Annotated in this window: 17 protein-coding genes; 6 read left to right on the forward strand and 11 right to left on the reverse strand. The window is 51.3% G+C overall.

Annotation, left to right across the window (positions count from 1 at the left end):
- Window positions 1-226: 226 nt before the first annotated feature.
- The 5 genes from B0F88_RS10655 to B0F88_RS10675 all read right to left on the reverse strand — a co-directional run bounded on the left by B0F88_RS10655 (window position 227) and on the right by B0F88_RS10675 (window position 7,696).
- Window positions 227-3,478: an efflux RND transporter permease subunit gene (locus tag B0F88_RS10655; protein WP_181049882.1), complete on the reverse strand. Its 3,252-nt coding sequence runs from the start codon at window positions 3,476-3,478 to the stop codon at window positions 227-229.
- Window positions 3,478-4,560 (reverse strand): efflux RND transporter periplasmic adaptor subunit, encoded by a 1,083-nt coding sequence (locus B0F88_RS10660; protein ID WP_104423927.1) that lies wholly within the window; start codon window positions 4,558-4,560, stop codon window positions 3,478-3,480. Before B0F88_RS10660 ends, B0F88_RS10655 begins: the two co-directional genes overlap by 1 nt.
- Before the next feature lie 10 nt (window positions 4,561-4,570).
- The gene (locus tag B0F88_RS10665; RefSeq protein WP_104423928.1) at window positions 4,571-5,962 is read right to left on the reverse strand and encodes a TolC family protein; all 1,392 of its coding nucleotides are present in this window, start codon (window positions 5,960-5,962) and stop codon (window positions 4,571-4,573) included.
- 251 nt (window positions 5,963-6,213) lie between these two features.
- Window positions 6,214-6,414: a YgaP family membrane protein gene (locus B0F88_RS10670; protein WP_104423929.1), complete on the reverse strand. Its 201-nt coding sequence runs from the start codon at window positions 6,412-6,414 to the stop codon at window positions 6,214-6,216.
- A 1-nt stretch (window position 6,415) separates the two neighbouring features.
- Window positions 6,416-7,696 carry an NAD(P)/FAD-dependent oxidoreductase gene (locus tag B0F88_RS10675; RefSeq protein ID WP_104423930.1) on the reverse strand — a complete coding sequence of 427 codons (1,281 nt, stop codon included), beginning with the start codon at window positions 7,694-7,696 and terminating at the stop codon, window positions 6,416-6,418.
- A gap of 353 nt (window positions 7,697-8,049) precedes the next feature.
- Here B0F88_RS10675 and B0F88_RS10680 point away from each other — a divergent pair, with 353 nt between their 5' ends.
- The 4 genes from B0F88_RS10680 (at window position 8,050) to B0F88_RS10695 (ending at window position 11,861) form a co-directional block, all read left to right on the forward strand.
- Complete coding sequence (locus tag B0F88_RS10680; protein WP_104423931.1) at window positions 8,050-9,612, forward strand: cytochrome ubiquinol oxidase subunit I; 1,563 nt, start codon at window positions 8,050-8,052, stop codon at window positions 9,610-9,612.
- Window positions 9,609-10,748, forward strand: a complete 1,140-nt coding sequence (gene cydB / locus B0F88_RS10685) for a cytochrome d ubiquinol oxidase subunit II (protein WP_308472031.1) — start codon at window positions 9,609-9,611, stop codon at window positions 10,746-10,748. The genes B0F88_RS10680 and cydB overlap by 4 nt, the downstream gene beginning before the upstream one ends.
- A gap of 9 nt (window positions 10,749-10,757) precedes the next feature.
- A complete protein-coding gene (gene cydX, locus B0F88_RS19360; protein ID WP_104424078.1) occupies window positions 10,758-11,324 on the forward strand; it encodes a cytochrome bd-I oxidase subunit CydX in 567 nt (188 codons plus the stop codon).
- Between the two features lie 102 nt (window positions 11,325-11,426).
- Entirely contained in the window at window positions 11,427-11,861 is a 435-nt protein-coding gene (locus tag B0F88_RS10695; protein ID WP_104423933.1) for a phosphate-starvation-inducible protein PsiE, read from the forward strand.
- A 101-nt stretch (window positions 11,862-11,962) separates the two neighbouring features.
- On the opposite strand, the gene B0F88_RS10700 is transcribed toward B0F88_RS10695, so the two are convergent.
- The 6 genes from B0F88_RS10700 to cydD all read right to left on the reverse strand — a co-directional run bounded on the left by B0F88_RS10700 (window position 11,963) and on the right by cydD (window position 16,878).
- Complete coding sequence (locus B0F88_RS10700) at window positions 11,963-12,106, reverse strand: hypothetical protein (RefSeq protein WP_219820831.1); 144 nt, start codon at window positions 12,104-12,106, stop codon at window positions 11,963-11,965.
- Window positions 12,107-12,297: 191 nt separating this feature from the next.
- Window positions 12,298-12,597, reverse strand: coding sequence for a hypothetical protein (locus B0F88_RS10705; protein WP_104423935.1), 300 nt, complete (start codon window positions 12,595-12,597; stop codon window positions 12,298-12,300).
- Window positions 12,598-12,735: 138 nt separating this feature from the next.
- Complete coding sequence (locus B0F88_RS10710) at window positions 12,736-13,017, reverse strand: type II toxin-antitoxin system RelE/ParE family toxin (protein WP_104423936.1); 282 nt, start codon at window positions 13,015-13,017, stop codon at window positions 12,736-12,738.
- On the reverse strand, window positions 13,014-13,262 hold the full coding sequence (locus tag B0F88_RS10715; protein WP_104423937.1) for a prevent-host-death protein: 249 nt from the start codon (window positions 13,260-13,262) through the stop codon (window positions 13,014-13,016). The genes B0F88_RS10710 and B0F88_RS10715 overlap by 4 nt, the downstream gene beginning before the upstream one ends.
- 80 nt (window positions 13,263-13,342) lie before the next feature.
- Window positions 13,343-15,022, reverse strand: a complete 1,680-nt coding sequence (gene cydC / locus B0F88_RS10720; protein ID WP_104423938.1) for a thiol reductant ABC exporter subunit CydC — start codon at window positions 15,020-15,022, stop codon at window positions 13,343-13,345.
- Window positions 15,019-16,878: a thiol reductant ABC exporter subunit CydD gene (gene cydD, locus B0F88_RS10725; RefSeq protein ID WP_181049883.1), complete on the reverse strand. Its 1,860-nt coding sequence runs from the start codon at window positions 16,876-16,878 to the stop codon at window positions 15,019-15,021. The genes cydC and cydD overlap by 4 nt, the downstream gene beginning before the upstream one ends.
- A gap of 472 nt (window positions 16,879-17,350) precedes the next feature.
- Here cydD and thiD point away from each other — a divergent pair, with 472 nt between their 5' ends.
- Window positions 17,351-18,139 (forward strand): bifunctional hydroxymethylpyrimidine kinase/phosphomethylpyrimidine kinase, encoded by a 789-nt coding sequence (gene thiD / locus B0F88_RS10730; protein WP_104423940.1) that lies wholly within the window; start codon window positions 17,351-17,353, stop codon window positions 18,137-18,139.
- On the forward strand, window positions 18,139-18,756 hold the full coding sequence (thiE, locus tag B0F88_RS10735; protein WP_104424079.1) for a thiamine phosphate synthase: 618 nt from the start codon (window positions 18,139-18,141) through the stop codon (window positions 18,754-18,756). Before thiD ends, thiE begins: the two co-directional genes overlap by 1 nt.
- Window positions 18,757-18,781: the final 25 nt, after the last annotated feature.

Genomic DNA, 18,781 nt, shown 5'->3' on the forward strand with positions numbered 1-18,781 from the left:
GGCTAAAGGCTAAAGGCTAAAGGCTAAAGGCTAAAGGCTAAAGGCTAAAGGCTAAAGGCTAAAGGCTAAAGGCTAAAGGCTAAAGGCTAAAGGCTAAAAATTGAAATCCCCCTTAAACTTAAATGCAAGCTTTTTTTGCCCTTCGCCCTTCGCCTTTCGCCCTTCGCCCTTCGTCTTTCGCCTTTCCACCACTCAAATCCGAGTCGTCTGTGCGCGATTTTACAAACTACACACTTGTTTCTTTGTTAATCAAAAAATAAACCGCCGGAATCACCAGCAACGAAAACAAAGTCGACGCAAAAATACCGAAGATAAAACTCCATGCCAGCCCGGAAAAGATCGGATCGAAGATAATCACAAACGCACCGAACATGGCCGCCCCGGCAGTCAAAAATATCGGACGCAAGCGTATCGCGCCGGCTTCAATCAGGGCTTCCGCCAGCGTCACATCGGCACGGGCGCGAATACGTTCGATAAAATCGATCAGGATAATCGAATTGCGCACCACGATCCCCGCCAACGCAATCATGCCGATCATCGCGGTGGCGGTAAAATAAATCGGGTTCGGGTAACCGGCAACAGGCGCAGCAAATAGGTTAAGCAGCCAGAAACCGGGCATGATGCCGATCACGGTCAGCGGAATGGCGATCATCATCACCAGCGGTACGCTCAGCGATCCGGTTTGCCCGACCAGCAGCACATAGATCATCACCAACGCGGCCGCAAAAGCCAAGCCAAGATCGCGAAACACATCGACGGTGATTTTCCATTCGCCCTCGCCCGCCAATTCGGCTGTATAGCCTTCCGGCAACGGGCGTTCGTCGAGCACGTCATTCAAATCGAAAACCGCTTCCACGGGGCTGCGTCCGGCCATTCCGGCAATCACGTAATTCACCCGTTGCAGGTTCTTGTGGAAAATAACCGGGTCTTCGTGTTCGATACTGGCGCTGCCTATTTCGCTTAACGGTATCAAAGCGCCCTGTCCGGTTTTAACGCGCAACGCCAGTAAATCGGCGACAGACGAGCGTAGTGCGCGGGGCAGTTGCAGGGTGATTTCCAGCGGTTGGCGTTCGCTGTCCAAATGAACGATGCCGACGTTCCGGCCTGCGGCGGCGATGCGCAAGGTTTGGGCAACTTGCTCGACGCTGATGCCGGATAGCGCGGCTTTTTCACGGTCCAGGTGAAAATGCATCTTGTCGTGCTGCGCTTCGGAAAAATCATCGACATCGACCACGCCTTCGGTTTTTTCCATATCGGCCCTGACCCGTTTGGAGACCGCGATCAAGCTGTCAATACTGGCTTCAGGCGGGCCGTAGACTTCGGCGACCAGATCGGAAAGCACCGGCGGCCCCGGTGGAATTTCTGTAATCTTGAGGTTTGCGCCGTATTGTTTACCGATCCGCTCTATTTCGGGCCGTATGCGCAACGCGATTTCGTGCGACTGCTGTTCGCGCCGGTCTTTAGCCAACAAATTGATCCTGACCTCGCCGACGTAACCGCCGCTACGCAAATAATAGTGGCGAACCATGCCGTTAAAGTCCATCGGCGCGGCAAGACCGGTGTAGGTTTGATAATCGGTGACTTCGTTGACGGTCGCAAGATAACTGCCCAGGGCGCGCGCGACTTCATCGGTCTGCTCCAGCGTCGAGCCGCGCGGCATGTCGATCATGATTTGCAGCTCGTTTTTATTGTCGAACGGCAATAACTTGAGCGGAACGGCTCGGGTAACCGCCAGCAGGGTCGAAGCCACAAAAGCCACCAGCACAATCAGCAAAAATAATTTGGCACGCCCCGAGGTTTCAAGCAAAGGCCCGAGTGCGGCGCGGTAAGTCCGGTAGATGAAAGTCTGTTTAAGCTCCAACGGCGCTTCGTCGCTGTGACTGTGATATTCGCTTTGCAGCAGCTTGAAACTCGCCCACGGCGTCACGGTAAAGGCGACGATCAACGAAACGATCATCGCTATCGGCACGTTGAAAGCCATCGGCGCCATGTACGGCCCCATCATGCCGGTGATGAAAAACATCGGCAGGAACGACACGATCACCGTGAAAGTCGCCAGAATGGTCGGCGGCCTGACTTCGTCGACCGCCGTCAACAACGCTTGCAGCGGCGATTCCTTCCGCAGTTTATAGTGCCTGTGGATGTTTTCGACATCGACTATCGGGTCGTCCACCAGCAGGCCCAGCGACAGGATCAACGCAAACAAGGTGACGCGGTTGATTGTGTAACCGGAGAGATAGTCCAGCAACAAAGTCAGCGCCAGGGTCATCGGTACGGCGATGGACACGATGAACGACTCTTTAAGCCCCAGCGAAAAAGCCAGCAGCACCACGATAATCACGATCGCGAAACTCAAATGCTTAACCAGTTCGTTGACTTTATGGTTGGCGGTTTCGCCGTAATCGCGGCTGATGCTCATCAAGACATCTTCGGGGATCAGCGTACCGTGCAGCTTTTCCGCCGTGGCGATAACGGCTTCGGCGACATCGACGGCATTGCTGCCTTTACGCTTGGCGACGGCAATGGTGACCATCTGCCGCTCTTGCCCGGCTTGCGGCTTGTTGCCGGTAGCCTTGCCAACCGTGGGCAAAGCATCGACGGCAGGGCCAAAGCCGATGCGGGTGTAATGATCGACATCGGCCGGGCCGTCTTCAATGCGCGCCACATCGCGCAGGTAAACAGGGCGTCCTGCAACGCTCTTGATGACGGTCGCGCCCACTTCGTCCGATGACTCAAAATGCGGCCCGGCTTCCAGCAGAATTTCACGGTTGCCGCGTTCGATGCTGCCGACTTGCAGATTCACGTTGGCATCGGCCAGGGCTTGGGTTATTTCAAGCAATGTCACATCATGCGCGGCCAGTGCGGCGGGATTGGCGTAAATCGATACCCGCCGCTGTTCGCCGCCGACAACCCAGCTTTTACCGACATCGCCGACGCTCCTAAGGGAAGTAATCAGCTCGTCGGCGATACGCCGCAAGGCCATCGAATCGTAATTATTGTTCTGCGCGGAAAGCGTCAGCAACACGATAGGCACGTTATCGATTTCGACCGGCGACACTTTCCAGTGCGTTACACCCGGAGGAATCAGGTTCTGGTTGGACATCAGCCTGTCCCAGGTCTTGACCAAGCTGTCTTCAAAAGATTGGCCGACGAAATAACGCACGGTAACGACCGCCGCACCGGGCCTGGAAATGGAATAGACATATTCCACGCCTTCAAGCTGTTTGAGCAGAACCTCCAGCGGCGTGGACACCAGCTTTTCAACTTCCTCGCTGGACGCGCCCGGATATTCGACCAGCACATCCATAACCGGCACGACAATCTGCGGGTCTTCTTCGCGTGGCGTCAGGATTAGCGCCGCCGCTCCGGCCAACAAAGAAATAATCAGGAACAGTATCGACAGCTGGGAGGTGGTAAAGATTTCGACAATCTTGGTCGTCAATCCACGCTTGGGATTTTGGTTTTGCAGCTCGTCCATTATTGCGCCTGCTGCGGATCAGTTAGGACGGTCTCGCCGGTATGCAAACCGGAAATGACTTCAATTTGATCGTCGAAGGCTTTGCCGGTTCTGATGTGGCGCATCTGTTGTCGACCTTCCGATAAGACTTTGACGACTTCCAGCTGGCCGATGTGTTGCACTGCACCGGCAGGGATCAATAAGGCTTCATGTTGACCGCAGGCTTGTTCCAGCCAGCCGAAATATCCCGGTTGCAGGCCTTCGATGGCAGGCAGCGCAATTTTGATCAGCTGGGTGCGGGTTTGCGGGTCGACTTCGGGACTGATCTCGTCAATTTGCGCACTTGTTGTTAAATCCAGGGTATCGATACGCACGTTGACGTTCATGCCGATGCTGTAACGTCCGGCGCAAGTGCTGGGCACGCCGGCTTCAAGCCTTAATTCTTCCGGTATCTGCAAAGTGACTACGGGTACGCCGGGCAGCCCCATGTCGCCGGGTTCTTTAAGGCGCTTAACGATAACGCCGTCAAAAGGAGCGACTAACAGCGTATCGGCCAGATGGCTCCTGATTTCCGTTACAGCACTTGATGCCTGATTTGCACCGGCTTGCGCCTCTTTTGCCCTGGCGACTACCGCATCAAAGTTTTCTCGGGTTGCCGCCTCTTTGCTGTATAGGCTGCGGGTGCGTTGTTCGTCTGCTTGGGCGCGGTTGGCCTGGGCGTTGGCTCCGGCCAGCGCGGCCAGAGCTGCATTTTCCTGTGCCTTAACGTCACGTTCGTCAAGACGGGCGATAACATCGCCTTTTTTGACTTTGTCGCCCGCATGGACCTTAATCTCGATAATCCGGGCCGTCATTTTAGGGGCGATATTGGCAACGGTTCTCGACTTTACCGTGCCGGGCCAGGCAAGAATATCGTCAACCTGCTTCTTTTCGACTACAGCCGTGCTTATTTGGGCGTTTGAATCGCCGGGCAACGGACTTGATCCGGGCGACACTTTACCGACAAAACTGCCTTGCATATAAAGCAACAATAGGATCAAAGCAAAAACGGCGGCGGAAATAGTGACGATTTTATTGGTATTTTTGAATTCGATGTGTGACATGAGATTTCCTTTATTTCCAGTCGCCGACAGCTTTTTTCAATGCAGCCTCAGCACTCAAAGCATCGTAATGCGCTGCAATCGTATTGGCGTGAGCTTTATTCCTGGCAACTTCAGCTTCGATATAGCGGGTGACGGTGACTGTTTCTGCCCGCCTTTCCTCATTAACGAGCCTTAAGGCTTCGTTAGCAGCCAGCACGGATGCTTCGGTGACGCGCAAACGCGCCAAGGCTTCTTCAAGTTTTAAATGAGCTATCTTCACTTCCTGTTCAACAGCCAGCTTGGTTTTTCGCTCGGTTTCACGGGCTTCTGCGGCTTTACGTTCCGCAGCGCTGACGCGGTTTTTGGTTTCCAACCCGGAAAACAAAGCCATTTCAACGCTGACTCCGGCGGTGACATTGTCTTTGTCGCTGGAAAAACCGGGATTTTGGCTATCTTGGCCGTAACTCACATAAGCATCGGCTTTAGGCAGATAAGCGCCCTGCTCGCTTTTTAACTTGGCCTGAGCTATTTCTACCTGATTGGCGGCCGCTTTAACTTCCGGGCGTTGGGTCATTGCGAGTCCAAGCAGGTCGTTAAACGATGTTGTCAGTTTCGGTTCCGGTAATTTTGAAGATGCGGGCGCAACCGTAAACGCTTGATCCGTTGGCAGACCGAGCAAGGTGGCGATGCCGGTTTTGGACAGCTCGATGCCGTTGGCTGCCCTGATCTCGGCGCTCTGCGCCTCAGCCAGCTGCACTTCCAGCGATAAAACATCGGATTTAAGTACGGTTCCCGCCTCGTACCTCAATTTTGTCTGCTTTAGCTCACTGGCGATTGCCAAAATGGAATCCTGGGCGACTTTATGCGCTTCCTGCGCGGCCAAGTAGGCGTAATATGAAGCGCTTACGGCTTCAATCAACGCATTGCGCACGGTTGAGCGCTCGAATTCAGCAGCGTCTATGCCCAGCTCCGCCGCTTTACTGTTCTGATAATCCTGCCCGCCGCGAAACAGCGACAATTTTCCTATGATTTCTGGGCGGAAATTTTGCCGGTATCCGGGATTGTTGATGTTTTGATCGGCGCTGTATTGCCTTTGCGCCACAATCATCGAAAAGACTTGTGCGGGATTATTGGAATGCTCATAGCCGACTTTGGCGATAACTTGCGGATAAAACGCCGACAGGGCTACGCCTAATTGGGCTTCTGCTTGGCCGATGCGTTCCGTGGCGATTTGCAGGTCAGGGTTGTTGGATAAGGCGTAATCAATAGCCTGATCCAGCGTAAAGGATTGGGCGACTGATTTTTCCTGCGCTACTTTATCGGCAGTTTTTTGAGACGACAGCTCCGCCAGGGCTGAACCGTTCGATAGCATGATTATCGGTAATAGAGTTAATGCCAGTTTGTTTTTAATGTCTTTAAGCATAATCTTCACTTACCTGTGCCAGGTTTAACACAATACCCATTAAGGTTTTTTATTCACCACGAAGAGCACGAACGACTTGCATGGATGCAGGAGGTAGAGCAATGCATGGAGCAATTGCCGAGAGCACGAAGGATTATGTTTTTCGCTTCCTATTTAAGGATGGACAAAAGTGGGGCCTAACCTGATGTCCCTCTATAAATTGGTAACCTGTTTTTCTTCGTGCCTTCGTGGTGAAAATAAACTATCCGCAATCAGAATGCACTGCCCGGCTTAACACCCAATTTTTTAAGTATGATTGCCATCGGGCAAAATCCCGTAAATGCCGATTGCAACAGGTTAGCGCCGACAAAAGCGGTGAACCATAACCATAATTCCGAATGATAATGCGCCAGCAGTAAACTGATCAAAATAAAACTGCCGGCAACGGCGAAAACCACGCGTTCAATAGTCATCTTACTTTCCTTTTAGCCGGACTACGCCTATTAATTTGAGCATTGCTCTTTCATAAAAAGGCTCACTGATGCCTTTGCGTATCTTACGCATGAAATATTTCTCGAAAATGATTTTAGCCAGATGCACCCATTTACCTTCGGCCGACCAGGTGACGTTACGCGGTGGGATTTGCGGCTTGGCTAGAAACGCCACCCCGGAATCGCCAAAATCGGCCAGACATAAAGCGTTCAGCGTTGCTTTGTGTGTCGGCTCTTTGCCGGCCAATTCATCGGCAATATTATGCGCGGTGGCGGTCACCATCGATTCGATCATATAGCCGGTTTTCGGCGCGCCAACCGGTACCGGCGTCGGTTCAATAGGCGGTATCGCAATGCAAACGCCGACGGAATAGATATTTTTAAAGGTACGATTGCGCTGGTGCTCATCGACTAAAACAAAACCGCGCGGATTGACCAAGCCTTCAACGCCGACATTGCGCACCGCATCGACGCCGGTAAAAGCCGGCAACATCATTGAATGTTTAAACGGCAGCTCATGTTTTTTCTTGTCTTTTCCGTCATCATCGACTTCAGTAACAAACATCATGCCGGGCTCGATTTTGTCGACCTTGGCGTTGGTTATCCATTTGATGGTCTTGTCACGCAAGGCGCTTTCCAGCATACCTTTGGTATCCCCGACACCGCCCAGGCCCAAATGGCCTATATAAGGTTCTGCGGTAACAAAAGTCATCGGCACTTGGTCGCGAATATTCTTTTTGCGTAATTCCGCTTCGAGAATCATTAAATATTCATACGCGGGGCCGTAGCAGGATGCGCCCTGAACCGCGCCGATCACAATCGGGCCGGGATTTTCCATGAACTTTTCCCAGTCTCCGACCGCAACCGCCGCATGATCGACATGACAAACCGATGAGGTATAACCGTCCGGCCCTAAACCGGGAACTTCGTCGAAGGCCAGACGCGGCCCTGTCGCAATGACCAGGAAATCGTAAGGAACAGCTGAGCCATCTTCCAGCTGCACCTGATTATTCACCGGATCGACTTTCGACGCCGCTTTTTGGATGAATTCTATGCCTTTCTTTTTCATCACCGGAGCCAACTCAATCTTTAAGTCCTCCGGTTTACGCCATTTGGGCGGAACCCAGGGATTTGACGGAACAAAATGGAAGGTCGGCGTATCGGAAATCACGATCACATCATGATTTTTTCCTACCGTTTCCTTCATTTCGTAGGCCATTGGTACGCCGCCAATGCCTGCACCTAAAATTACAATACGCGCCATGATACTCTCCTCATTCGATGTTATTACTGCATGCCTTGTGTTTTGCAATTGCCTTGGAGTGCTCTGCAACCTTTAACCGGTACAAACTGAGCAGCAAAAATAAACCGTAACCGATCAGGCAAAAGTACCGAAAAACTTAAAAAATAACTTTGTATATTAGGAAACATTAATAGACAATAACACAACCCAATCTTAGCACACAAGATTAATTGTTAGGGTAAAAACAAACTTAAAGTTTGTATTGTTTCTCCAAGTGTAATTTGTTCTAATCCAAGTTGCATTGGTTTACTTTGTTTTCAACGCCATTCATCTCAAGTTCTGATCTACAGAACTGCAACCCATAGGGGAAATTTATGATTTCAGAAGCCGTGGTTGATTTATCCCGCTGGCAGTTTGCAGCAACTTCTCTATACCATTTTCTGTTTGTTCCGTTGACATTAGGCTTGTCGTTTCTACTGGCGATTATGGAATCGACCTATGTGATGACCGGCAAGGAAATTTACAAGGATATGACCCAGTTCTGGGGGAAACTGTTCGGCATCAATTTCGCGCTGGGCGTCACCACCGGCTTGACCATGGAATTTCAATTCGGCATGAACTGGTCGTATTTCTCGCATTATGTCGGCGATATTTTCGGCGCGCCGCTTGCGATCGAAGGCTTGATGGCGTTTTTCCTGGAATCCACCTTTGTCGGCCTGTTTTTCTTTGGCTGGGACAAGCTAGGCAAAGGACAACATTTGCTGGTGACCTGGCTGGTTGCATTGGGAACCAACTTATCCGCCTTGTGGATTCTGGTCGCCAACGGTTGGATGCAAAACCCGGTCGGCGCGGAGTTTAACTATGAAACCATGCGCATGGAAATTTCCAGCTTTGCCGATCTGTTATTTAACCCGGCCGCTCAGGTTAAATTCGTCCATACCGTTGCCGCAGGCTACACCACGGCTTCCGTTTTCGTTCTGGGCATCAGCGCTTATTACATGCTCAAGGGCCGCGATGCGGCTTTTGCGCAACGCTCTTATACCATCGCCGCCGGTTTTGGCCTGGCTGCGATCCTGTCGGTCATCGTGTTGGGCGATGAAAGCGGCTATACCGACGGCGAAGTGCAAAAAGCCAAACTGGCGGCTATTGAAGCCGAATGGCACACTGTAGAACCGCCCGCCGCATTTACCGTCATCGGCATACCCGACCAGGAAACGATGGAAACCCATTACGCAATAAAGATTCCCTGGGTATTGGGCTTGATCGGAACCCGTTCCATCGATGAGCCGATTACCGGTTTGTCGGAAATACTGGAAAAAAACCGCCAGCGCATTCGTGACGGCATCAAGGCCTACTCATTGCTGCAACAATTAAGACAGGGTAGCAAAGACCCGATTGTCCGTGCCGAGTTCGACCACTACAAGCAGGACCTGGGTTACGGCCTGTTGCTCAAGCGCTATACCGAAAACGTGGTCGATGCGACCGATCAGCAAATAGAACAAGCGGTGCAATATTCGATACCCCGAGTCGTGCCTCTATTTTGGACCTTCCGAATCATGGTGGCTTGCGGCTTCATCATGCTGGCGATATTTATTTTTGCGGTCATAGCCAGCTCGATTCGTAAATGCAGGCAGAACTGGCTGTTGCGTTCCAGCCTTTATATTATGCCCTTACCCTGGATTGCCTCTGAAATGGGTTGGTTCGTAGCCGAATTCGGTCGTCAACCCTGGACTATTGCGGAAATCTTACCGACCTTCTTGAGCACATCATCCCTAACCGAACTGGACATATACCTGAGCCTGGCAGGCTACATCGGCTTATATACGGTATTTTTGATCATCGAAATGTTCCTGATGCTCAAGTTTATCAAGTTAGGCCCCAGCAGCCTGCATAAAGGCCGTTACCATTTTGAAATCGCCACTGGAGCATCACTATGATTTTCGATTATGAAACCCTGCGCCTGATCTGGTGGGCTTTGTTAGGCGCGTTACTGATCGGCTTTGCCATTACCGACGGCTTTGACCTGGGCGTGGCGGTCCTGTTGCCCTTTTTAGGCAAAAACGACACCGAACGCCGCGTGATTATCAATTCCATCGGAGCGACCTGGGAAGGCAACCAGATTTGGCTGGTAACCGGCGGCGGCGCGTTGTTTGCAGCTTGGCCTCTCGCCTATTCCGTGGCGTTTTCGGGATTTTATTTCGCCTTGCTGCTGACCTTGTTCGCGTTATTCTTAAGACCGATAGGCTTTGATTACCGCAGCAAACTGCCCAGCCCAAAATGGCGCAGCAACTGGGATATTGCGTTGTTTGTCGGCGGATTCGTACCGGCGCTGATTTTCGGCGTGGCGTTCGGCAACTTGTTGCAAGGCGTGCCGTTCCACTTCGATAACGATATGCGCATCTTTTATACCGGTTCGTTCTGGGCCTTATTAAACCCTTTCGCGTTGGCTGCTGGATTGGTGAGCTTATCGATGCTGGTTATGCACGGTGCGGTCTATTTGCAGCTAAAAACCGAGGGCGACATTAACCGGCGCAGTAAAAAAGTAGTCACTGTTTCTGCAATCACAACGCTGGCCGTTTTTGCTGTGGCGGGCATCTGGGTTGCCAATATCGACGGCTACCATATCACCACTGAAATCCTCCCTAACGCGCCGTCCAACCCGCTGACAAAAATGGTTTCTAAAGAACCGGGATTATGGCTGGATAACTATGCTCATTGCCCTATGTTGTGGGTTATTCCTGCACTGGCTTTTATCGCCGGAGCGGCAACCATCGTGCTGTCAAAAGCCGACCGCACGGGTCTGGCGTTTATAAGCAGCTCATTAACCTTGGCTTCGGTTATTTTAACGGCGGGCGTATCGATGTTTCCGTTCCTGATTCCGTCAAGCTCTGCTTTGAACAGTTCCTTAACCGTGTGGGACGCCAGTTCCAGCCTCACCACCTTAAAAATCATGTTCGGAGTGACGGTAATTTTCTTACCCATCGTTGTTGCTTACACCACTTGGGTATTCCGTGTATTGCGCGGCAAAATCACGCTGGAACACATTCAACAAAACGATCATACGGCTTATTAGGAGATTGCTATGTGGTATTTCACCTGGATACTTGGATTATTGCTGGCCTGCTCGTTGGGCATTATCAACGTACTGCGGCTGGAGGCTCAAGAAACATGGGATAGAGAACATATCCCCTTAGACCCGTTAACCCAGTTAATGACCAAGGACATGATGCTGGGACGGTTAAAGGAAAAAGTCGAGAACTCCAAACGCAACGGTTTTCCTTTTTCCATTCTCTTTATCAGCTTAAAGGATTTTAAAGCTAAAAATAATTTACCCGCTTTTGAAATGGACGCCATCTTACGCAACGTGGCCGACTGTTTTCAAGGAGACATCAGGGCGGGCGTCGATATTGCGGCAAGAATGGATGAACAGGATTTTCTTATTGCGATGCCGGGTTCTCCATTGAAAAAAGCCGAGGAAATCGCGGCGCAGATTAAAAATGAGATTTCAAAATGTATTAAAGCACCCGGCCTGGCTGTTGAAATAGCTACAGGAGTTGCGGAATATTCCGCACCCTCTGAAGAATCGGCAGCAACAACGGACGAAGTGGATGAATTGATCAGAATTGCAACGGCAAAAAGCGGCTCATAAATTAAATTCCAGCCTTTTAACAATGCGGCGGCAGAAGCACGCATCGCGGACGGGTTCACAACAACCCGTCCGTTTTAAGGTAACCTCATTGGACGATTATTCATGCGTAATAAAACCATTCTGATTCATAAATTCGGCGACATACTGGTCGACAGTTTTCACTATCTCGCATTATTCGGCATCGGCGCCACAATAGTCTGGTCAGCTGTTCATGATTATTTGGACATGATGCGGGCGGGGCACGCTCGTTTGGAAGAGATACTGCTGTTATTCATTTATCTTGAATTAGGCGCGATGGTCGGTACTTATTTTAAAACGCGTCGGCTGCCGGTACAGTTTCTGATTTATATCGCCATCACTGCATTATCACGCCATTTAGTCATTGATGTGCAAAAAGTAGCGGATATTTTCCATCTTTATTTATTGCTTAGCATAACCGTCTCGATTGCCATACTCAGCGGTTCTATCTTGATATTGTCTTACACTGCCAAACATTACGGTTGCCCCGAAGACAGTGAAATTAAAGACGAAAAGTAGAAACCTGTTTCGATTTATTTGTACGATTCATACAAAACGCCCCGTTCCATACTATAAACCACATCGACCACCCAATCCGGCCTCTCGGTGAGTCACCATGATCACGGTTTTATCCCTGGCAAAATCCGCAACGCTGTAAATACATCCCGCTCCGTATCACCATCCAAGCCTTCGGTCGGTTCATCCAGGATTAATACCGGCGCATTTTTAAGATAAAGCCGCGCCAAGGCGATACGCCGCGCCACCCCTCCCGACACTTAACCGATAAAGCTCTCCAACCCTGCGGCCTTAACGGCAGCATTCAGTTAATGTAGGCGGGCGACAGCTTTCGTTGCCCGACATTTTAACGCCAGAAGATGGAACGGCGGCGGTTAAGCCCAAAATTCGTCATCTTATTGAAGCTTGAGAGCGTCGGGCATAAACAGCATGCCCGTATCTACGGAACTAATAAATCGAAGTATGATTGTGATGGTTCGTAACGAGTAAGAATATGCCTGCCATATAAATAAAATACATATGATTTTCTTATATCTTCAACAGGATAATTGATTAATAATTCATGTAATCCTTTTGCTTTATTATTTCCTTCGACGTCAATAATTGCATGATTCGAAACAGTAAAATTATTAAGATCAAATGGAATATGATCAATATCTGATTGAACATCTTCTGTTTTCTTGAACTCCAAAATTGTTTCTATTATTTCAAAATTAATAGTTTGATGAAGCGTTGTCATATTTTATTTTCTGCAAGTTACAAGTTCAATTGAACCAGAAATCTTGATGCCTGGAAATAAAGGGGCAGGTCTTGCCTTGTGCATTTTTGTTTTTTGAGGAGATAAACCCCATACTTCGTATTATCAAATCATACCAGCTCATGTTTGATACACCTCATCATGACTACCCACATTAACCAAAATAATTTCCTGTTCGGTGATGATCATTTCCAGGGTTATCCGATAGCTGATATTGATCGATACCGAATGCAAAGCCGCCAACTTGCCTTTTAGAGGATGCAGTCGCAGTGACGGATGGTAAGGATTTTGGGCCAGCAACAGCAAGGTTTTGCGGTATTGCTCTTTCAATTCGGGGTGTTGCCGTGCAAAGCGCTTGGCGCGTTTTTTATAGCTGTCGGTAAAGATTAAGGCGTAGCTCATTCGGCGAATAGTTCGGCTACATGTTGATCCACGCTGTCTTTGCTGAACCGGCCCGCTGTAACATCCTGTTGCGCCTCATATAGCGCTGCTTCCAGTTCCATTTCGCGCAGATAATGGTAATGTTCGATTTTCATCACCACAAAGCTTTCTTTGCCGCGCACGGTTATAACGGCTTCCGGCTGATTCGCAAGGCTCTCTTCTAAACAGGCGATGCCTTTGGTTTTTAAGTCGTTTGCTGTAATCATTTTAATCACCCGATAAATAGTGCGATTGACTATATTCTTGAGAGTATTGTTTGTCAAATACCCCCTGTAAAAGTAAAAAGTTACAGCTCCCGCAAAACGCCCTGCTCCATGCCATAGACCACATCGACTAAGCCTAAGCCGGCCTCACGGTGAGTCACCATGATCACTGTCTTGTCCCTGGCAAAATCCGCCAACGCTGTGAATACATCCCGTTCCGTATCGGCGTCCAAGCCTTCGGTCGGTTCATCCAAGACCAATACCGGCGCATTCTTAAGATAAAGCCGCGCCAAGGCGATACGCCGCGCTTCCCCTCCCGACACTTTCACGCCGCTTTCGCCTACCCAGGTATCAAGACCTTCCGGTAGATAAGCGATAAAGTTTTCCAGTCCGGCGGCTTTAATCGCAGCATTCAATTCTGTTGCCGAGGCGTCCGGTTTGGCAATCAACAGGTTTTCTTTAATAGTCGCGGCAAACAATTGGCTGCGCTGGGACAACACGCCGAAACAGCTCATCAACTCATCGGAATCGAATTGCTTGATATTTTGTCCGCCTAATAACACACTGCCCTGCTCTGGATCGTAGTAACGCATTATTAGCTGCAACAAGGTGGTCTTGCCCGAGCCGCTAGGGCCGACGATGGCGATTTTACCGCCCTGCGGAATAGTCAGGTTGATGTTTTTCAGCACCCGGTCCTGCTGATCCGAATAGCGAAAGCTCACATCGTTTAACTGCAAACCATAACTGTCCGGCAATGCTATTGCCTGAGTTGGTGGGATAATTGTCGGCGGCATTTCTGTAATCTGCCTGATACGCCGCGCGGCTTTTTGGGTTTTCGCCAGCATTTGCATGGCTTGCGGCAACGGCGTCACCAGCTCGAAAGCCGCTGTCACGCAAAAGACAACCAACGCGGAATCCGCTCCCGATAACAGGCCGTCTTGAAATGCAATCGCCGCAAGCACCAGCGCCATCAATAATGTCACCTGCGACAGCAATAAGGTGAATGCCGATGAAACCGCCGACAAACGGTTGTTCCGGCGCTGGATGTCGATCATCAAATCGGAAAACTGCCCGAGCTTATCGCTAAATCGCCCGTAAGCCCGGTTGGCGATCAAATCCGCCAAGCCTTGGATCATATCGAGCTGCCGAATCCTGAAGTTTGCGGCCAATACGACGATTTCTTCCGCTCCTGCACGTCCTAGACGGTTAAAAACCCACGGCGTCCACACCGAAGCAATCACCAGCATCAAGCCGGTAGCCAAACTGATGACCGGCGCATAAAAAGCCAAAAAGACGGTAACGGCGGTTACGCCGATTGCCGCAACAATGGCTGGGGCCAACAATCGCAAATAAAGCGCGTCCAAAGCGTCAATATCCGCCGTCATCCGTGACAGCAAATCGCCGCTACGCATAGTCGACAAACGACCCGGAACCAGCGGAATAAGCTGCCGGAAAAACCAGCAGCGTATGCCCGCCAACACTCGGAAAGTCGCTTCATGGGTGACTACCCGCTCGCCGTAACGACCCAAGGTGCGGGTGATTGCCAGAGCGCGGATTTGCGCGGCGGGCAGCATAAAATTGAAAGCCAGCGTATTGCCGTCAACAGCGACCAATCCGGCAATCGCCGAAGCGCTGATAAACCAGCCTGACAGTGTCAGTAACGCGACAGAAGCGAATGCGGTCAGCAATGACAGGATAATCCCGCCTGATAACCAGCCGCTATGCGGTTTGAACAATTTCAGGAAAAACCATAAATCTTTCATGACACCAGCCGCCCTTGCTGCAATGCTATCCGCCTGTTCATTCGCTGAATCACGTCCGGGTCATGGCTGGCGATGATCAGAGTTTTATCGGCAAACAATCGGTCGATCACATCCAACAGCAGCGCTTTGTTGGCGGCATCGAGATTGGCGGTCGGTTCATCAAGCAGGATAATGTCGGCATTCTTTAAAAACACCCTGGCCAGCGCGATTCGTTGCACCTGCCCGCCTGACAGGCCATAGCCCCGCTCGCCGATCGGGGTCAGCAAGCCTTCCGGCAATTGCGCGCTGAATTCGGTCACTCCGGCCGCCTGCGCAGCATCAATAACGCGTTGTTCTGATGCATCCGGGTCGGTCAGCGCGATATTGTCTTTGATCGTGCCGTGGAAGATATAGGCGTTTTGCCCCACCCAGGCAATGGCTTTTGCGGCACACTCACGGTTAACGGGTAAGCCGTTAAGCAATACCCGGCCTTCGGTTGACGCCTCAAAACCCAATAACAGATTTAAAAGCGTCGTTTTTCCGGCGCCCGATTCGCCGACCAACGCAATTTTTTCACCGGCTGCAATGCGCAGATTGATGCCGGTTAAGACCTGCCGCTTGCCGTAAGATTTACTGACATTGTTAAATTCGATGAGATTCGCTAGTTCCCAAACTCCAGCTTGGGAACTAGGTGAGAGAAGCTCCAGCTTCCCGTCTCGCGAAGCTGCGACTTGCATGGATGCAGGAGGTAGAGCAACGCAGGAGCGGTTGCCGAGAGCTTCGCCCTCTGGGTTCCCAAGCTGGAGCTTGGGAACCAGCGTACAATCACTATCACTCGACGCCTCGGCGTCTTGCTCCAGTATCGCCAGGATTGCATCAGCCGCACCCAAAGCCGCAGCCCGGTCATGGTAATTGATCGCCAATTGCCTGAGCGGCATAAAAAACTCGGGGGCCAGCAGCAGCACGAACAGCGATTCGCCTAAGCTAATCTGCTCGGCCGGGCCGAAATGAACCAGTCCCAACAAGCCCAGCCCGACATATACGGCCACCAGCGCAACCGCTACCGCACTGAAAAACTCAAGAATCGCCGACGACAAAAACGCGATTCGCAATACCGCCATCGTTTTTTCCCGAAAACCGTCGGCGATCTTGTTGATGTTGGTTAACTCCCGGGTAGCCTGGCCGAACAGCTTTAATGTCTCCAACCCTTGCAAACGATCGAGAAAATAACCGCTCATTCTCGCCATCGCCAAAAACTGGCTGCGATTTGCGGAGGCGGCCCCCATGCCGACTAAGGCCATGAAAACCGGCACCAGCGGCCCGGTCACTAAAAAGATCAACCCGACCACCCAGTTGACCGGCATGACCACGCCAATCATGATCAGCGGCAATACCCCGACTATCATTTGCTGCGGCAAATAACGCGAAAAATAATTTTCCAGCGCATCGACCTGTTCCAAGGTAACGGCCGCCAGCTCGCCGCTTTGCCGTTGCTTGATCGCGGCAGGCCCCAGCGTTAAAAACCGGTCGAACAATCGTTGTCTTACCGACGCCCTGACTTGCGCCCCTGCCTCAAATCCCCAGGTTTGATGCAAATACACGCACACGCTACGCAGGATGAAAACCGCGGCCAACACCATGAACGGCGTGATTAAAGACGTCCACGGTAGTTTGTCGATAATGACGGCTTGCAGGATAAAGGCAAGCGCCGCCGATTGACCAATTACGCCCAAGCCGTTGGCAATGCCCGCAGCAGCGGCCAATAAAACAGGCTTGCGGACGGCTTTGCCTTGCTGTTTTAACCAAGCGGCGCAGGCTTTCTCTCTGGCCTTGTGTTTATCGAAATAGGCTTGATTTTCTGTTTCTGTCAGCTGCACTGGTTTTGCCACTTGTTTTGTTGAAAGACAAGCATAACACAGCGGCTTTGCATCTAACGTCCCTGTCACTAAGGATCGTGCATGAAATAACTTGAGCAAATTTTATTTTTAAACCATGAAGCGCATGAAGGACATGAAGGATTTAAGTCTTCATGTCCTTCATGCGCTTCATGGTGATTGCTTAAATTAATTTATGCATGCTCCTAAGTTAGACTTGTTCCGTTCGCCCTGAGCCCTTCGACTACGCTCAGGAGAGCCTTGTCGAAGCCTGTCATGAGCTTGTCGAATGAGGTGGGCGGAACACAAGTCGTTAAGCCATTCATGGTTCGACCGGGCTCACCACGAACGGCTTAACTTAATGCCAATGACGCTCTCCGACGACATAATTTGTTAAGGGCGTTATATAATGCCGATAGGATTTCTAAAACCAAGACCGCTTAAACCGACTCCATAACAACTATACAATTTCATCATGACAGTAAACCGCCCCGTTGTGCTTTCATTTTCCGGCCATGACCCCAGCGGAGGAGCGGGCGTTCAGGCCGACATTGAAACCCTGGCCAGCCATCGCTGCCATGCCGCCAGCGTGATCACCGCCTTAACCGAACAGGACACCCGGAATGTCAAAAAACTGCTTCCGCAAAGCCCGGAAGCCATTATCAGCCAAGCCAACACCCTATTGGACGACCTCCCGGTCAAGGCGTTTAAAATCGGCTTGATCGGCCATCATGAAACCGCCGCCGCGATTCATGCCGTATTAAAACAGCACCCGGATATTCCTGTGGTTTTGGACCCGGTGCTGGCGGCAGGCGGCGGTGCCGAGCTGTCTAACGACCGGCTGATAGCAACCGTGATTGATTTGCTGCTGCCCTGCACTACCGTGTTGACGCCGAACAGCGAAGAGGCTCGCAAACTGGCCGGACTGCCCGATCTTAACGACTGCGGCCTGGCATTGCTGGAAAAAGGCTGCGACTATGTGCTGATTACCGGCAGCCATGAAGACACGCCTTCGGTCGGCAACCAGCTGTTCCATGACCGTCGCAGATGGGAAACCTACACCTGGGACAGGTTGCCGTTCAGCTATCACGGCTCCGGCTGCACGCTGGCCGCCAGCATTGCGGCATTGATCGCGCACGGCCTGGAGCCGTTGCAAGCGGTCATCGAGGCCCAGGAATACACCTGGAATTCATTGAATACGGCTTACCTGCCGGGCCAAGGCCAACACATTCCCAATCGATTTTTCTGGATGGATGACGAGTGATTAAATTTCCTATGCGCGGACTTTACGCGATCACCCAAACCGAAAACAAATCCGGCGACGCCGTCATTAACGACGTTGCCGCGGCAATTAGAGGCGGTGCGGCCATCGTGCAATACCGGGACAAAAACCCGATCGACGCGCCCTTTCTTGCCCGTGAACTGGTTAAACTCTGCCACCGGCATAACGTGCCGTTGCTGATCAATGACGACATCGAACTTGCGGCGCTGGTAGGCGCTGACGGCGTCCATCTCGGCAGAGAAGACGGCGCGGCGGCCCAGGCAAGAAAGCGCTTGGGCAACGACGCGATTATCGGCGTTTCCTGCTACAACTTTGTCGAACTGGCTATCGCCGCCCAGACGCAGGGCGCCACCTATGCGGCTTTCGGGCGGTTTTTCCCGTCTTCGTCAAAACCGCTGGCAGCGCCTGCCGATATTGAAACACTGCGGCAAGCAAAACTTACGCTGACTATCCCGATTGTTGCGATAGGCGGCATTCTGCCGGAAAACGCCCCCCAGTTACTGGCGGCAGGAGCCGATTTGCTGGCGGTCATCGGCGGGCTATTCGACCGCGAGCCGGAACAATCTGCCAGGGCTTATCAGGCCTTATTTCATCATTAACGCTTTAAATCACGCCGGGACCAGC

Origin of the sequence: Methylobacter tundripaludum (assembly GCF_002934365.1) — a bacterium.
GTDB classification, from domain to species: domain Bacteria; phylum Pseudomonadota; class Gammaproteobacteria; order Methylococcales; family Methylomonadaceae; genus Methylobacter_A; species Methylobacter_A tundripaludum_A.

Excerpts from the sequence above, each read along its gene's own strand:
- B0F88_RS10710 (WP_104423936.1), bottom strand. The coding sequence starts at position 13,017 with ATGAGCTACGCCTTAATCTTTACCGACAGCTATAAAAAACGCGCCAAG.
- B0F88_RS10705 (WP_104423935.1), bottom strand. The coding sequence starts at position 12,597 with ATGACAACGCTTCATCAAACTATTAATTTTGAAATAATAGAAACAATT.
- B0F88_RS10675 (WP_104423930.1), bottom strand. The coding sequence starts at position 7,696 with ATGGCGCGTATTGTAATTTTAGGTGCAGGCATTGGCGGCGTACCAATG.
- cydC (WP_104423938.1), bottom strand. The coding sequence starts at position 15,022 with ATGAAAGATTTATGGTTTTTCCTGAAATTGTTCAAACCGCATAGCGGC.
- B0F88_RS10695 (WP_104423933.1), top strand. The coding sequence starts at position 11,427 with ATGCGTAATAAAACCATTCTGATTCATAAATTCGGCGACATACTGGTC.
- B0F88_RS10655 (WP_181049882.1), bottom strand. The coding sequence starts at position 3,478 with ATGGACGAGCTGCAAAACCAAAATCCCAAGCGTGGATTGACGACCAAG.
- B0F88_RS10660 (WP_104423927.1), bottom strand. The coding sequence starts at position 4,560 with ATGTCACACATCGAATTCAAAAATACCAATAAAATCGTCACTATTTCC.
- cydB (WP_308472031.1), top strand. The coding sequence starts at position 9,609 with ATGATTTTCGATTATGAAACCCTGCGCCTGATCTGGTGGGCTTTGTTA.
- B0F88_RS10670 (WP_104423929.1), bottom strand. The coding sequence starts at position 6,414 with ATGACTATTGAACGCGTGGTTTTCGCCGTTGCCGGCAGTTTTATTTTG.
- B0F88_RS10680 (WP_104423931.1), top strand. The coding sequence starts at position 8,050 with ATGATTTCAGAAGCCGTGGTTGATTTATCCCGCTGGCAGTTTGCAGCA.
- thiD (WP_104423940.1), top strand. The coding sequence starts at position 17,351 with ATGACAGTAAACCGCCCCGTTGTGCTTTCATTTTCCGGCCATGACCCC.
- B0F88_RS10665 (WP_104423928.1), bottom strand. The coding sequence starts at position 5,962 with ATGCTTAAAGACATTAAAAACAAACTGGCATTAACTCTATTACCGATA.
- cydX (WP_104424078.1), top strand. The coding sequence starts at position 10,758 with ATGTGGTATTTCACCTGGATACTTGGATTATTGCTGGCCTGCTCGTTG.
- B0F88_RS10715 (WP_104423937.1), bottom strand. The coding sequence starts at position 13,262 with ATGATTACAGCAAACGACTTAAAAACCAAAGGCATCGCCTGTTTAGAA.